Origin of the sequence: Arthrobacter sp. SLBN-122, assembly GCF_006715165.1 — a bacterium.
GTDB lineage: Bacteria > Actinomycetota > Actinomycetes > Actinomycetales > Micrococcaceae > Arthrobacter.
The window spans coordinates 3,599,832-3,614,518 of record NZ_VFMS01000001.1; the positions used below are offsets into that span (position 1 = coordinate 3,599,832).

Sequence of the window (14,687 nt, forward strand, 5' to 3'; positions counted from 1 at the left end):
GGCTCCGCCAGCCATTTGCCCGCCCAAGGCATGAACCGCTGTGGAAAGTGACAACATGAACACCCAGACGCGTGAAACCACCAGCATGTCCGCTGCGCAGGACAAGGCGGCAACCCTGATCGAGGCCCTTCCCTGGATCCAGCGGTTCGCCGGCAGCACCATGGTGGTCAAGTACGGCGGCAACGCCATGGTCAACGGCGAACTGCGCCGCGCTTTCGCCGAAGACATCGTCTTCCTCCACCATGTGGGCATCCACCCCGTGGTGGTCCACGGCGGCGGCCCCCAGATCAACTCCATGCTGGGCCGGCTGGGCATTGAATCCGAGTTCAAGGGCGGCCTTCGCGTCACCACCCCCGAAGCCATGGACGTGGTCCGCATGGTCCTCACCGGCCAGGTGGGACGCGAACTGGTGGGCCTGATCAACTCCCACGGACCCTACGCCGTCGGCATGTCCGGCGAAGACGGCGGACTGCTGCGCGCCGTGCGCACGGGCACCGTGGTGGACGGGGAAGAGGTGGACCTCGGGCTGGTGGGCGAGGTGGTGGGCGTGGACCCGGCCGGCATCGTGGACATCCTGGGCGCAGGGCGCATTCCGGTGATCTCCACGGTGGCCCCGGAAATTGTCGACGGCGGAGAGGGCGTGGCGGGCACTGCCCGGTTCCAGCCCACGGGCCAGGTCCTGAACGTCAATGCGGACACGGCAGCGGCCGCCGTCGCCTCGGCGCTGGGCGCCTCCAAGCTGGTGATCCTGACCGACGTCGAGGGCCTCTACGCCAATTGGCCGGACAAGTCCTCACTGATCTCATCCCTCACCGCCTCGGAGCTGCGGCAGATGCTGCCCAGGCTCGAATCAGGAATGATCCCCAAGATGGCTGCCTGCCTCAAGGCCGTTGACGAGGGCGTTGAACGGGCACACATCGTGGACGGCCGCCTGGCCCACTCCATGCTTCTTGAAACATTTACGACGGCGGGCATCGGCACCCAGGTAGTCCCGGACGAGGAGATCAACGGATGAACACGATGGAAAAATCATCAGTGACCGAGCTGGTCGAGACCACGGGCCACGCAGGCTCCGAGTGGCTCTCCCGCTACTCCAGCTCCCTCATGAACGTGTTCGGTACGCCCCAGCGGGTCCTGGTCCGCGGTGCAGGCTGCCTGGTGTGGGACGCCGACGGCAAGGAATACCTGGACCTGCTGGGCGGCATCGCCGTCAACGCCCTGGGCCACGCGCACCCCTTCGTGACGTCAGTCATCGCCAGCCAGCTCGCCACCTTGGGCCACGTCTCCAACTTCTTCACCAGCCCCACCCAAGTGGCACTGGCCGAAAAACTCCTGGAACTGGCCCACGCTCCCGCCGGTTCCAAGGTGTTCTTCAGCAACTCCGGCACGGAAGCCAACGAGGCCGCCTTCAAACTGGCCCGCCGCAACACCGGCGACGGTGCGGTCAAGCGGACCAAAATCATCGCCCTCGAGGGTGCCTTCCACGGCCGGACCATGGGAGCGCTGGCGCTCACCGCCAAGGAGGCCTACCGGACGCCGTTCGAGCCGCTGCCAGGCGGCGTGGTCCACATCCCGTTCGGGGATGTGGAGGCACTCAAGGCAGCAGTGGACGAAACCGTGGCAGCCGTGTTCCTGGAACCCATCCAGGGTGAAGCCGGTGTCCGGCCGCTGCCGCCGGGCTACCTGCAAGCTGCTCGGGAGTTGACGGCCCGGACCGGGGCCCTGCTGATCCTGGACGAGGTCCAGACCGGAATCGGACGCACCGGAAAGTGGCTCGCCAGCGAGGACGCCGGGATCGTCCCCGACGCCATCACCCTGGCCAAGGGACTGGGCGGTGGTTTCCCCATTGGTGCCCTGATCACCATGGGTGAGCAGGCGTCGTCGTTGTTGTCCGCCGGCCAGCACGGCACCACTTTTGGCGGAAACCCCGTGGCCACGGCAGCCGCCCTCGCCACCCTCCACGCCCTCGAAAGCCAGAATGTCCTGGCCAACGCCACGGCGGTGGGGGAGCACCTGCGCTCCGCGCTGGCCGCGATCCCGGGCGTGACCGAGGTGCGGGGCGAAGGGCTGCTGATCGGGTTCGACCTGGACGCCGACGTAGCCCCCGCGGTGGTGCAGGCCGGCCTCGATGCGGGGTTCATCGTCAACAGCCCGGGCCCGAGCACCATCCGCCTGGCACCGCCGCTGATCCTCACCACGGCACAGGCCGACACCTTCCTCGCCGCATTCCCGGCAATCCTCCAGACCGCTAAGGACGCCCAGTGACCACTGCAACCCGGCACTTCCTCAAGGACACCGACCTCAGCCCCGCCGAGCAGGCCGAAGTCCTTGAGCTCGCCGCCCGCATGAAGGCTGCCCCCTACAGCGTCCAGCCATTCGCCGCGCAGGGCAGCGGCCGCAAGACCGTGGCCGTGATCTTCGACAAGACCTCCACCCGGACCCGGGTCTCGTTCGCCACCGGGATCGCGGACATGGGCGGCAACGCCCTGATCATCAACCCCGGCGAGGCTCAGATCGGGCACAAGGAATCCGTGGAGGATACCACCAAGGTGCTCGAGCGGATGGTCTCCACCATCGTGTGGCGCACCGGACCGCATGCCGGCCTGGTGGCCATGGCGGAGAACTCCAGGGTCCCGGTCATCAACGCCCTGTGCGATGACTACCACCCGTGCCAGCTCCTCGCCGACCTGCTCGCGGTCAAGGAACACAAGGGCAACCTCAAGGGGCTCACCATGAGCTACCTGGGTGACGCCGCCAACAACATGGCAAACTCCTACCTGCTTGCCGGGGTCACCGCCGGCATGCACGTCCGCATCGCCGGGCCGGAGGGCTATCTGCCGGCCGCGGAGATCGTGGCGACGGCAGAGGAACGCGCGGCAGAAACCGGCGGTTCAGTCCTCATCACCACCGATGCCAAGGAAGCGCTGAAGGGTGCCGACGTTGTCGCCACCGACACCTGGGTGTCCATGGGACAGGAAGCCGAGAAGGAAGCCCGGATGCAGCTCTTCCGGGACTACTCCGTCGACTCGGACGCCTTGGCACTCGCCGCGGATGACGCCGTCGTACTTCACTGCCTCCCCGCCTACCGCGGCTACGAAATTTCCGCCGACGTCATCGACGGCCCGCAGTCCATCGTCTGGGATGAGGCGGAAAACCGGCTGCACGCCCAGAAGGCGCTGATGGCATGGCTGATGCACCGCTCAGGCCTGGCCTTCGTCGATGGCCTTTCCCCCGTCGAAGGCACCGGAGAGAGCACGTTCTAGTGTCCGCCCAGCCGTCCACTCCGGGCACCAGCCCGGCCACCAAGACCGCCCGGCAGGCGCGCATCACCGCCATCCTCACCGGGCAGTCCGTGCGTTCCCAGGCTGAGCTTGCGGCGCTGCTGGCCGACGACGGCGTGCAGGTCACCCAGGCCACGCTGTCACGCGACCTGGTGGAACTGGGCGCCGTCCGCGTCCGCGGCAAGGAAGGCGTCCTGGTCTACGCCGTTCCCGGCGAAGGCGGTGAACGGGCCGCGAAGAGCGGCGTGACCCAGGAAATCCTGGACGCGCGACTGGCCCGGCTCTGCAGTGAACTGCTGGTCACCGCCGAAGCCTCCGCCAACATCGCCGTCCTTCGCACCCCGCCGGGCGCCGCAAATTTCCTGGCCTTGGCCATCGACCACTCGGTGATGCCGTCCATCCTGGGCACCATCGCCGGCGACGACACCGTCCTGCTGGTCTCCCGCGACCCGCTGGGCGGCCCGGACCTCGCAGCCCGCTTCCTGCAAATGGCCGAGGAAGCCGGGCAATAAGCTTGACGACAACGAAACAACCAATCCCAACAAGGAGCATCTAAAGTGACTGAACGCATTGTGCTGGCCTACTCCGGCGGCCTGGACACGTCCGTCGCCATCGGCTGGATCGGTGAAGCCACCGGTGCCGAGGTCATCGCCGTGGCGGTCGACGTCGGACAGGGCGGCGAATCGCTGGAAACCATCCGCCAGCGCGCCCTGGGCTGCGGCGCCGTCGAGGCCTACGTCGCCGACGCGTCGGACGAGTTCGCCAACGAGTACTGCGTGCCCACGCTGAAGGCCAACGCCCTCTACCAGGGCCACTACCCGCTGGTGTCCGCCATCTCCCGCCCGGTCATCGTCAAGCACCTGGTGAAGGCCGCCCGCGAATTCGGTGCCACCACCGTGGCGCACGGCTGCACGGGCAAGGGCAACGACCAGGTCCGCTTCGAAGTGGGCATCCAGACCCTGGGCCCGGACCTGAAGTGCATCGCACCGGTCCGCGACCTCGCCCTGACCCGCGACAAGGCCATCGCCTTCGCCGAGGAAAAGGGACTGCCCATCGAGACCACCAAGAAGAACCCGTACTCCATCGACCAGAACGTCTGGGGACGCGCCGTGGAAACGGGCTACCTCGAAGACATCTGGAACGCGCCCACCAAGGACATCTACGACTACACCGCCACCCCGGAGTTCCCGCCGGCACCGGATGAAGTCACCATCTCCTTCGAAGCCGGCGTGCCGGTGGCGATCGACGGCGTGAAGGTCACTCCGCTGCAGGCCATCAAGGAACTCAACCGCCGCGCCGGCGCGCAGGGCGTGGGCCGGATCGACGTCGTCGAGGACCGCCTGGTGGGCATCAAGTCCCGCGAGATTTACGAAGCTCCGGGTGCCATGGCGCTGATCACCGCGCACAAGCACCTCGAGGACATCACGGTTGAGCGCGAGCAGGCCCGCTTCAAGGCAACGGTTGGCCAGCGCTGGGCCGAACTGGTCTACGATGGCCAGTGGTTCTCCCCGCTCAAGCGCTCCCTGGACGCCTTTATCGAGGACACCCAGAAGTACGTCTCCGGCGACATCCGCATGACCCTGCACGGCGGCCAGGCCATCGTCAACGGCCGCCGCTCCGACACCTCGCTATACGACTTCTCGCTGGCCACCTACGACACCGGCGACACCTTCGACCAGTCCCAGGCCAAGGGCTTCATTGAGCTGTGGGGCATGTCCGCCAAGGTTGCCTCCGGCCGCGACATCCGGGTCGCAGGGAAGTAGCCCCTGTGGCTGAGCCCAAGACCGAAGCTACCAACGCGGGAGCCTTGTGGGGCGGCCGGTTCGCCGGCGGCCCCGCGGACGCCCTCGCGGCGCTGAGCAAGTCCACGCACTTTGACTGGCGCCTGGCGCGCTACGACATTGCCGGTTCCAAGGCGCACGCCCGCGTGCTGCACAAGGCCGGGCTGCTGGACGACGCCGAGCTCGAAGGCATGCTCGCAGCGCTGAACCAGCTGGACGAGGACGTGGCGTCCGGCGCCTACCTGCCCGCCGAGTCCGATGAGGACGTGCATGGGTCGCTGGAACGCGGGCTGATCGAACGGGCAGGCGCCCAGCTGGGCGGCAAGCTCCGTGCCGGCCGGTCCCGCAACGACCAGGTGGCCACGCTGGGCCGCATGTTCCTGCGCGACCATGCAAAGATCATCGCGCGCGGCGTCCTGGCTACGGTGGACGCGCTCGTGGAGCAGGCCAAAGCCCATCAGGGTGTTGCCATGCCGGGCCGCACCCACCTCCAGCATGCCCAGCCGGTCCTGCTCAGCCACCACCTGCTGGCCCACGCCTGGGCGCTGCTGCGCGACGTGCAGCGGCTTCAGGACTGGGACAAGCGGGCAGGCGTGTCGCCCTATGGCTCAGGTGCGCTGGCCGGTTCTTCGCTGGGCCTGGACCCGGAAGCTGTAGCCGCTGACCTGGGCTTCTTCTCCGCAACCCACAACTCGATCGACGGCACCGCGTCCCGCGACGTCTTCGCCGAGTTCGCGTGGGTCTGCTCGATGATCGGAGTGGACCTGTCCCGCATTTCGGAGGAGGTCATCTTCTGGGCCACCAAGGAATTCTCCTTCGTCACGCTGCATGACTCCTACTCCACCGGGTCCTCCATCATGCCGCAGAAGAAGAACCCGGACGTGGCGGAGCTGGCCCGCGGCAAGGCGGGGCGCCTGATCGGCAACCTGACCGGGCTCCTGGCCACGCTCAAGGGCCTGCCGCTGGCGTACAACCGCGACCTGCAGGAGGACAAGGAGCCGGTGTTCGACGCCGCCGACACCCTGGAGCTGCTGCTCCCGGCCGTGTCCGGCATGATCGCCACCCTGAAGTTCAACACGGAGCGGATGGAGTCGCTGGCCCCGCAGGGCTTCGCGCTGGCCACGGACATCGCCGAGTGGCTGGTCCGCCAGGGCGTGCCGTTCCGCGAGGCGCACGAACTCTCCGGCGCTGCCGTCAAGCAGGCGGAATCCCGCGGCGTGGAGCTGTGGGACCTCACGGACGAAGAGTACGCCGCCATCTCGGCGCACCTCACCCCTGAGGTCCGCACTGTCCTGTCCACGGAAGGGTCCCTGAACAGCCGCAACTCCCAGGGCGGAACTGCGCCGGCCGCCGTCGAACGCCAGCTGGCCGCGCTGGAAGGCGAGCTTGCCGGCGTGCGGGAGTACGCCGGGTAGGAAACATTGTTGGCAGGGCCCCGGGGCATGTTCCCCCGGGGCCCTTGGCGTCTGTGGCTAGGCTGGCTCCATGAGCGAAACCTTCCGCAAATTCCTTCGCACCCTTCCCGACTTTCCGGCCGACCTGCCCGGATTCGATCCGGACAACGCGCCGCAGGACCCGGCGCTGCTGTTCAAGCAGTGGCTGGATGAGGCGCTGGACGCGGGGGAGCAGCAGCCGCACGCGTTCAGCCTGGCCACGGTGGGCGCGGCATCCGGGGGCGGGCAGCAGCCGTCCTCGCGGATGCTGATCCTGAAGAACATTGACGACGACGGCTGGCACTTTGCCACGTCCCGCACCTCGCGCAAGGGCCGGGAACTGGCCGCCGAGCCACGTGCCGCCATGAACTTCTACTGGCCGGGCCTGGGCCGCCAGGTCCGGGTGGTCGGCACCGTGGCCGACCTCTCCGCGGAGGCGTCCGCAGTGGACTGGCACGAGCGGCCCCGGGCCGATGGCAGCGACAATCCGCACTGGCAGCTTTACGCCGTTCAGCCCACCGAGATCGAGTTCTGGCAGGCCAGCAATGACGGCAACCATGTCCGGCACCGTGTGGGGCCTGACGGAACCCTGCTGGATTAGTACCTGGGCCGCCTGGTTGCTCGGCTAGGCTGGCCGCATGACCTCTCCTTCCCCTGCCGTGCTGCTGGCTGAACTGCACAAGGCCGCCGACGCGCTGACCGCCGCCATGGACCGCATTCCAGACGGCGGTGAAAGCGCTCCGTCCACCCTTCCCGGCTGGAGCCGCGGCCACCTCCTGGCCCACATCACCGGCATTTGCGAAGCTTTGGCGCGGCAGGTGGAGTACGGCCGCCGCGGCGAAACGGTGGAGCTTTACGACGGCGGCGTGGAAGGACGCAACCGCGCCATCGACCTCGCCGCGGGACACAGCGTCGAGCAGCACCGCAATGACGTCGATGCAGTGCTGCAGCGCGCACTGGCTGCTTTCGATGCGCTGGGCGAGGATGAGTGGCAGACGCACATCGCCTTCCGCGACGGAGTGATCTTCGACGCCGGGCTGGCGCTCTGGCGCGAGTTGGTCATTCATACCGCGGACCTGGACAGCGGCACGGGACCCGAAATCTGGAACAGGGAATTCTGCTCCCACCTCTTCGACTTCCTGGCGGCCCGCGTCCCGGCCGAAACCCGGCTGGTCCTGCAGCCGGTGGCACTTCCGCCGCTGGCCCTCGGTGCCGGCGGCAGCACCGTCGTCGTCAGTGGCATGGTCACGGACATTGCTGCATGGCTTGCGGGGCGGAAGCCATCGCTGGACAGCCTCCGGGCCACTGCCGTCGGGGACGGCACCGACCTGCCTGCCCTGCTGCCCTGGCCTTCGGCGATGCCCGACCCCAAGTAACACGTCCTTGCTCCATCACTTATGGTCCTTAAACCGGGGTTTTAGGGACCACAAGTGATGGAGCAAGCCACGGAGGTGGGGGAGTTGCCAGGCGTCAGGCGGCCTCGCGGGACAGCAGACTTTCCTTGATGCGCAGGCCCCAGCGGAAACCGCCCAGTGAGCCGTCCGTCCGGATCACGCGGTGGCAGGGCACGAACAACGCCGCCGCATTAAAGGCACACGCGCTGGCCGCAGCCCGCACCGCACGCGGGTTGCCCGCGAGGGCCGCATACTCCGTGTACGTGACCGGTGAGCCGGGTTTGACCTGGCGCAGCACATCCCACGCATGGGCACGGAACGGGCCGGACTGCTGCAGGACCGGGACTGCCATGGCCGGGGCGGGGTCCCCGGAGTAGAAGGCCTCGACGGCGGATGAGATGCCGCCGAGGTCCGTTACCTCCTCCACGGCGTCGGGCCGCAGTGCGGGATGGACCTGTCCGGTCAGTTCCGCAAGGCCCGCCGTCCACCCCGAAGCAAGGACCACGCCATCCCGGGCAAGGATGGTGAATGGTCCGTCCGGTGTGGACAGCTGCAACAGTTGAGCTTTCATGGCATCCCTTTCGCGGGAACGGTTGTTGTCAGTGCAGGCCGTGCCGCGGCGCGCCACAGGTGCATGGTGGCGTAGGAGCGCCACGGGCTGGTCTCCCGGAAGTCAGGGCTGAGGGTGCCCTCCCCATTATCGAGGGCACGGATCCCGTTCCGCACGGCGGTGTCATTGGCAAGGAAGACGTCCGGGGCGCCCAGGACCCGCATGGCCACGTACCCTGCGGTCCATGGTCCCACCCCCGGCAAGGGCAGCAGTTTGGCGGCCAGGCTTGCGGGGTCGTCCCCATAACCGAACTCCAGATCTCCGGCGGCCATGGCTGATGCTGCACCGAGCAGCGATCCGGTCCGCCTCCTGGGGCCGCTCAGCAGATGTCCGGCACCGGCTATTTGGGCCGGGGTGGGGAAAAGCCTGTCCAGGCCGTCGCCGGCGGTACTGCTGGGACTGCCGGCTGCGGACAGCTGGGTCAATGCGGTCCGAGCCGCAGCCACTGTAATCTGCTGGCCCACCATGGCCCGGACCAGCAGCTCCTGCGGGTCCAGCGCCCCCGGCAGCCGCATTCCTGGAGCGGAGGCAACCGTGGCAGCAAGCCGCGGATCGGCTGCGAGGGCGGCGTCAATCGCTTCCGGGTCCGCGTCCAGGTCGAACAGCCGCCGCACCCGGCTCAGCAGTGCCGGAAGGTCGCGAAGGTCCACCGCGCCGACGGTGAGGGTGAGCTGCCCTTCCCGCGTGCCGCCGTCGTACGCCACCCGGAAGCGCGCGTCGCCGTGGGGGAACCGCAGGGTCCGTGAGTAGGAGGTGGACGTGCCCTCTTCAATCCCTGGGAGGGCGCGGACGGCCAGGAACGGGAAGATGCCCGGATCGAACGGCGGCCGGTAGGGCAGGCCCAGGGTCAGGGCCGTCGTGCCGCCGCCGGTGACCGGGTGCCGGACCGTCCTGCCCGGAGCCGAATTGCGCAGGGCCGTGGGGGTCATGTCGAACACTTCGGCGATGGTTTCGTTGAACTGCCTCACGCTGCTGAACCCGGCGGCGAAGGCGATATCGGCCAGCTTCATGGAGGTGGACACCAACAGCGTCCGCGCGGTCTGGGCCCTTGCGGCCCGGGCCAGCGACAGGGGACCGGCGCCGAGCTCCTGGCCCAGGATCCGGTTGAGCTGGCGGGGCGAATAGCCCAGACGGGAGGCCAGACCGGCAACCCCGTCCCGGTTGATCACGCCATCGTTGATCAGCCGCATCGCCCGGCCCGCAACGTCCTGACGCACGTTCCACGCCGGTGTACCCGGCACGGCCTCCGGCAGGCAGCGCTTGCAGGCGCGGTAGCCTGCCTCGTGTGCCGCGGCGGAGGTCTCGTAGAACGTCACGTTTGACGCCTTGGGCGTCCGGGCCGGGCACGAGGGGCGGCAGTAGATTCCCGTGGTGCGGACGGCCGTGTAGAACTGGCCGTCGAACCGGGGGTCGCGGGCGTCGATTGCCCGGTAGCGCTGCCAGAAGTCCATTCCTTCATCCTGCCAGCCTGCCATGGCAGGTACTAGCGGAAATCGGACATGGCCGTGGAAGGGCGGAATCCGGTGCCTGGCCGCATTGCGGGGAGCTGAAGCCGTCCCCATCTGGGTAAGGTCAAGCAATGAACGAAAGTACTTCGGACGCCGGGCAGCTTCGGAGCTTCCTGTCCGGGGATGCCCGCGAGCTTGCTCCGCAACTGCTGGGCGCCGTCCTGACGCACCAGTCCAGGGAGGGCGACGTGTCCATCCGGCTCACCGAGGTGGAGGCGTATCTTGGGCCCGAGGATTCCCTGCACCCGGATCCCGGCTCGCACACTTACCGCGGTCCCACCCCGCGCAACGCCCCGATGTTCGGCCCCGCCGGACATCTCTATGTGTACTTCACTTACGGGATGCACCACTGCACCAATATCGTTTGCGGCCCTGCCGGCGTCGCGTCCGCCCTGCTGCTGCGCGCGGGCGAGGTGGTGGACGGCCTGGAACTGGCGCAACGGCGCCGTCCTACGTCGAAGAGTCCCGCCGACCTGGCCAGCGGCCCGGCCCGCCTTGCAAAGGCCTTGGGATTGACGACGGCGGACAGCGGCCGGGACGCGCTGGCTCCGCCTTTTGGCCTGGAGCTTCCCTCCGGCACCAGTGGGCCCGTCAGTTCCGGTCCGCGGGTGGGCGTGGCCGGCCCGGGAGGATCGGTGGAATACGCCTGGCGGTTCTGGCTCACCGGCGATCCCACAGTCTCCAAATACAAGGCGGCCAAGCCCCGGATCAGGAAGCAGCAGGAAGGCCTGTCACCGGCTGCAACGTTTCACAAGCGTTAACGGAAATGGTTGTAGAATGGACGGTCTGTCTTTCGCGATAGGGGAACGTTAATGCACGACGCCGAATTGGCCCACGAACGGGAGTATGTAGCCGGCCTGTATGCCCGGCTGGAGGAACTCCGGGAGGAAAAGCGCCGCCAGCTTGCGCAGGTCCGGCGCGCCGGAGCCGTGGGCACCATGCAGAACGTTTCCGAACGTGATGCGTTCGCGGCACTGTATGAGGACCGCCTGGCGCAGCTGGATGCGGTGGATGACCGGCTGGTCTTTGGCCGCCTGGACCTGGACTCCGGCGAGGCACAGTACATTGGCCGCATCGGGCTGACCACCGAGGACCTGCAGCGGCTGATGGTGGACTGGCGGGCACCCGAGGCCGGCCACTTCTACCAGGCCACTGCCTTCGACCGGCAGGGCGTGCGCCGCCGCCGGCACCTGATCCTGCAGGGACGCGAAGTAAAGGCCATCGAGGACGACGTCCTGGACGCCGGGATGCTCACGGACGACGAATCGCTGCAGGGCGAAGGCGCCCTGCTCGCTGCCCTGAACTCCAAGCGGACCGGCCGCATGTCGGACATCGTCAGCACCATTCAATCGGAACAGGACAGGATCATCCGGTCCTCCATCTCCGGCGCCGTCGTGGTCCAGGGCGGGCCGGGCACCGGCAAGACTGCAGTGGCCCTGCACCGCGCAGCCTACCTGTTGTACACCCACCGTGACCGCCTTAAGAGTGCAGGTGTGCTGCTGGTGGGGCCGTCGTCGTCGTTCATGAAATACATCGAACGGGTGCTGCCCTCGCTCGGTGAGACCGGCGTTGTCATGGCGAGTGTGGGCCGCCTGATGCCCGGCATCAATGCCGTTCCCGAAACCGACGCGGCCGTGGCCGCCATCAAGGGCCGCCTGGACATGGCTGCCATAGTGGCCAACGCGGTGTCCAACCGCATGCGCGTCCCGGCGCAGAACCGGATCCTCGAAGTGGACGGCCGCAAGCTCACGCTGACGCCCCGGCAGGTCCGGCGCGCCCGGGAACGCGCCCGTGCCACCGGAAAGCCTTACAACGAGGCACGGGTGACGTTCGTGAAGATCCTGCTGCGGGAACTGACCGAACAGATGACGGAGCTCGTCGAAGCCGGCAACCTCGGCAACAACGCGGACCGCTCATACCTTGCCGAGGACGTCCGGACCGCCCGGGACGTGCGGATCGCGCTGAACCTGTGCTGGATGCCCATGACCCCGGAGAAACTGATCTCCGACCTGTTCAGCAAGCCGCAAATCCTTGAATTCTGCACCCCCAACCTGACCCCCGCCGAGCGGGCGCTGCTGCAGCGTCCCGCAGACGCCCCCTGGACCGAATCCGACGTGCCGCTTCTGGACGAGGCCGCCGAACTGCTCGGCGAGCTGGACCCGGCTGCCGGGCGCGGGCTGGCGCAGCAGGAGCACGACCGTGCCCGCGACCTGGCCAACGCAAAGCAGACCCTGGTCAACATGGAAGCCGCCGGCGTGGACCCCTTGATGTCCGCGGAGGAACTGGCCGAGCAGAACCGGGAGCAGGAAGCCCGGCAGACTGCCGCCGAACGCGCCACGAGCGACCGCACCTGGGCCTTCGGGCACATTGTGGTGGATGAAGCGCAGGAACTCTCGCCCATGCAGTGGCGGCTGCTGGTCCGGCGCTGCCCGCTGAAGTCCTTCACCATTGTGGGCGACATTGCCCAGACCAGTTCCGTGGCAGGCGCCAACTCCTGGCAGGGGGCACTGGCCCCGATGTTCGGCGACCGCTGGCAGCTGGAGGAGCTCACCGTCAACTACCGCACGCCTTCCCAGATTGCCGAAGCAGCCGTCAGGATGGCCAACGCCGCGGGCCTGGTGGTCTCCGCGCCCAAGGCGGTACGCGAGGGGCGCTGGGCGCCCATTATTGACGAAGTCGGGCAGGGCGCAGTGGTCAGCAAGCTGGTGGAGGTCCTCCCGGAAGAAATCAAGGCGCTCGACGGCGGCCTCCTCGCCGTCATTGCCGACGGTGACCTCCTGCCCGAGGCCACGGCAGCCCTGCGCACCATGTATGGGCGCCGGATCGGCACCGGCGCCGGCAGCTACGAACAGGACATCGTGGTGATCAGCCCGCGCGAGGCAAAGGGCCTGGAGTTCGACGGCGTCGTGGTCCTGGAACCGTCCGTCATGCTCAACCACGAGCACGGCAAGGTGGGGGACCTGTACGTGGCCATGACCCGTGCCACGCAGCGCCTGCGGCTGATTGCCTCACAACCCGTGCCTGCCGGGATCGCGGGCTGACCCGCTGTTGGGCGTTACTGCTAACTTAGAAAGCGTGCCAGAACTGAACAACCTCGAACCGCAGCGCAACGACCCCACTTTCGCCAACATTTGGCAGGAACTGAAGTGGCGTGGGCTGGTCCATGTCTCCACCGACGAAGCAGAGCTCGAAAAGCTCCTCGCCAATGGGCCGGTTACGTACTATTGCGGTTTCGATCCCACCGCGCCGAGCCTGCACCTGGGCAACCTTGTCCAGCTCCTGGTCATGCGGCGTCTTCAGCTGGCCGGGCACAAGCCGCTCGGCCTGGTGGGTGGCTCCACGGGCATGATCGGCGATCCCCGTCCGACGGCGGAGCGTACCTTGAACACCAAGGACACGGTGGCCGAGTGGGTTGGCTATCTGCAGGCCCAGGTCAGCCGCTTCCTCAGCTTTGAGGGTGACAACGCTGCCAGGATCGTGAACAACCTGGACTGGACGGCCCCGCTCAGTGCCATCGACTTCCTGCGTGAGGTGGGCAAGCACTTCCGGGTGGGCACCATGCTGCGCAAGGACGCCGTGGCGTCCCGCCTGAACTCCGATGAGGGCATCAGCTACACGGAGTTCAGCTACCAGATCCTGCAGGGCATGGACTACCTGCAGCTTTACCGCGACTACGGCTGCGTGCTGCAGACCGGCGGCTCGGACCAGTGGGGCAACCTCACCAGCGGTACCGAGCTGATCCGCAAGGTGGAGGGCAAGAGCGTCCACGCCCTGGGAACTCCCTTGATCACCAACTCCGACGGAACCAAGTTCGGCAAGAGCGAGGGCAACGCCATCTGGCTGGACGCCGGCATGTGCAGCCCCTACGCCTTTTACCAGTTCTGGCTTAACACGTCGGACGCAGACGTGGTGGACCGGCTCAAGGTGTTCACGTTCCTGACGCGGGCCGAAATTGAAGAGATCGCGGTTTCCGTGGCCGAGCGTCCCTTTGCCAGGGAAGGCCAGCGGAAGCTTGCTTTCGAAGTAACCTCCCTGGTGCACGGAGTGGATGCAACGGAAAAGGTCATAGCCGCTTCCGCCGCTCTTTTCGGGAACGGCGACCTGGCAGCCCTGGACAAGGCAACCCTGCAGGCGGCCACCTCCGAGCTTCCTTCCACCACAGTGCAGGTGGATGCGATGGGAATTATCGACCTGCTGGTGGCGTCCGGTCTTTCGGAAAGCAAGTCCGCCGCCCGCCGGACAGTGGGTGAGGGGGGTGCCTACGTGAACAACGAGAAGGTCTCCGATCCAGAAGCCGTGATCTCCGAGTCCGAACTTCTGCACGGCCAGTACCTGCTCCTGCGCCGGGGCAAGAAGAACCTGGCCACCGTCGAGGTGCTGGTTCCCTAGCACCTTCGGGTCCTGCACGCACGCCCTTCCGCAGCCGATTTGCACGGCCGCTGGAGGGCGTGTATTGTTTTCTGAGTCGCCGCCGCTGAGTGGCGACAAACCCCCAACTTCTGAGAAGCAATTCTTACCGCGCAGGGCGTGGAACTGAAGAAATTGCTTCTCATTTTGCTGGGCGGATTCATTCCACCGAGTGGATTCCGGGAAAATAACCGGATTTGCAAAAGTGAATATGAATGAAATAAGATTGAAACATCGCAGCGAAGAAATACGGAATAAGCAATTCAACGAATT

13 protein-coding genes are annotated in these 14,687 nt (G+C 67.1%); 11 read left to right on the top strand and 2 right to left on the bottom strand.

The window, feature by feature from the left end; all coding sequences use genetic code 11:
• Window positions 1-55: 55 nt before the first annotated feature.
• The 8 genes from argB (at window position 56) to FBY36_RS16620 (ending at window position 7,871) form a co-directional block, all read left to right on the top strand.
• Window positions 56-1,015 (top strand): acetylglutamate kinase, encoded by a 960-nt coding sequence (argB, locus tag FBY36_RS16585; protein ID WP_142121160.1) that lies wholly within the window; start codon window positions 56-58, stop codon window positions 1,013-1,015.
• Window positions 1,012-2,265, top strand: coding sequence for an acetylornithine transaminase (locus FBY36_RS16590; protein WP_142121162.1), 1,254 nt, complete (start codon window positions 1,012-1,014; stop codon window positions 2,263-2,265). Before argB ends, FBY36_RS16590 begins: the two co-directional genes overlap by 4 nt.
• Window positions 2,262-3,263: an ornithine carbamoyltransferase gene (gene argF / locus FBY36_RS16595; RefSeq protein ID WP_142121165.1), complete on the top strand. Its 1,002-nt coding sequence runs from the start codon at window positions 2,262-2,264 to the stop codon at window positions 3,261-3,263. Before FBY36_RS16590 ends, argF begins: the two co-directional genes overlap by 4 nt.
• A complete protein-coding gene (locus FBY36_RS16600) occupies window positions 3,263-3,793 on the top strand; it encodes an arginine repressor (protein WP_056338242.1) in 531 nt (176 codons plus the stop codon). Before argF ends, FBY36_RS16600 begins: the two co-directional genes overlap by 1 nt.
• A gap of 45 nt (window positions 3,794-3,838) precedes the next feature.
• On the top strand, window positions 3,839-5,044 hold the full coding sequence (locus FBY36_RS16605) for an argininosuccinate synthase (protein ID WP_056338239.1): 1,206 nt from the start codon (window positions 3,839-3,841) through the stop codon (window positions 5,042-5,044).
• A gap of 5 nt (window positions 5,045-5,049) precedes the next feature.
• On the top strand, window positions 5,050-6,477 hold the full coding sequence (gene argH, locus FBY36_RS16610) for an argininosuccinate lyase (RefSeq protein ID WP_142121168.1): 1,428 nt from the start codon (window positions 5,050-5,052) through the stop codon (window positions 6,475-6,477).
• 70 nt (window positions 6,478-6,547) lie between these two features.
• Window positions 6,548-7,096, top strand: a complete 549-nt coding sequence (locus FBY36_RS16615) for a pyridoxine/pyridoxamine 5'-phosphate oxidase (RefSeq protein WP_142121170.1) — start codon at window positions 6,548-6,550, stop codon at window positions 7,094-7,096.
• 37 nt (window positions 7,097-7,133) lie between these two features.
• Window positions 7,134-7,871: a maleylpyruvate isomerase family mycothiol-dependent enzyme gene (locus tag FBY36_RS16620; RefSeq protein WP_142121172.1), complete on the top strand. Its 738-nt coding sequence runs from the start codon at window positions 7,134-7,136 to the stop codon at window positions 7,869-7,871.
• Window positions 7,872-7,965: 94 nt separating this feature from the next.
• On the opposite strand, the gene FBY36_RS16625 is transcribed toward FBY36_RS16620, so the two are convergent.
• The gene (locus FBY36_RS16625; RefSeq protein WP_142121175.1) at window positions 7,966-8,460 is read right to left on the bottom strand and encodes a methylated-DNA--[protein]-cysteine S-methyltransferase; all 495 of its coding nucleotides are present in this window, start codon (window positions 8,458-8,460) and stop codon (window positions 7,966-7,968) included.
• Entirely contained in the window at window positions 8,457-9,950 is a 1,494-nt protein-coding gene (locus tag FBY36_RS16630) for a DNA-3-methyladenine glycosylase 2 family protein (protein ID WP_142121177.1), read from the bottom strand. Before FBY36_RS16630 ends, FBY36_RS16625 begins: the two co-directional genes overlap by 4 nt.
• A 128-nt stretch (window positions 9,951-10,078) precedes the next feature.
• Here FBY36_RS16630 and FBY36_RS16635 point away from each other — a divergent pair, with 128 nt between their 5' ends.
• Genes FBY36_RS16635 through tyrS form a run of 3 tightly spaced genes read left to right on the top strand, consistent with a single transcriptional unit; the run spans window position 10,079 to window position 14,396 of the window.
• Window positions 10,079-10,768 carry a DNA-3-methyladenine glycosylase gene (locus FBY36_RS16635; protein ID WP_142121180.1) on the top strand — a complete coding sequence of 230 codons (690 nt, stop codon included), beginning with the start codon at window positions 10,079-10,081 and terminating at the stop codon, window positions 10,766-10,768.
• Window positions 10,769-10,819: 51 nt separating this feature from the next.
• Window positions 10,820-13,048: a HelD family protein gene (locus FBY36_RS16640; protein ID WP_142121183.1), complete on the top strand. Its 2,229-nt coding sequence runs from the start codon at window positions 10,820-10,822 to the stop codon at window positions 13,046-13,048.
• A gap of 34 nt (window positions 13,049-13,082) precedes the next feature.
• Window positions 13,083-14,396: a tyrosine--tRNA ligase gene (gene tyrS / locus FBY36_RS16645; RefSeq protein ID WP_142121186.1), complete on the top strand. Its 1,314-nt coding sequence runs from the start codon at window positions 13,083-13,085 to the stop codon at window positions 14,394-14,396.
• Window positions 14,397-14,687: the final 291 nt, after the last annotated feature.

What these genes read in the sequence shown, in the direction of transcription:
- argB (WP_142121160.1), top strand. Translation starts at nt 56, where the DNA reads ATGAACACCCAGACGCGTGAAACCACCAGCATGTCCGCTGCGCAGGAC.
- FBY36_RS16590 (WP_142121162.1), top strand. Translation starts at nt 1,012, where the DNA reads ATGAACACGATGGAAAAATCATCAGTGACCGAGCTGGTCGAGACCACG.
- FBY36_RS16615 (WP_142121170.1), top strand. Translation starts at nt 6,548, where the DNA reads ATGAGCGAAACCTTCCGCAAATTCCTTCGCACCCTTCCCGACTTTCCG.
- FBY36_RS16620 (WP_142121172.1), top strand. Translation starts at nt 7,134, where the DNA reads ATGACCTCTCCTTCCCCTGCCGTGCTGCTGGCTGAACTGCACAAGGCC.
- FBY36_RS16625 (WP_142121175.1), bottom strand. Translation starts at nt 8,460, where the DNA reads ATGAAAGCTCAACTGTTGCAGCTGTCCACACCGGACGGACCATTCACC.
- FBY36_RS16630 (WP_142121177.1), bottom strand. Translation starts at nt 9,950, where the DNA reads ATGGACTTCTGGCAGCGCTACCGGGCAATCGACGCCCGCGACCCCCGG.
- FBY36_RS16635 (WP_142121180.1), top strand. Translation starts at nt 10,079, where the DNA reads ATGAACGAAAGTACTTCGGACGCCGGGCAGCTTCGGAGCTTCCTGTCC.
- FBY36_RS16640 (WP_142121183.1), top strand. Translation starts at nt 10,820, where the DNA reads ATGCACGACGCCGAATTGGCCCACGAACGGGAGTATGTAGCCGGCCTG.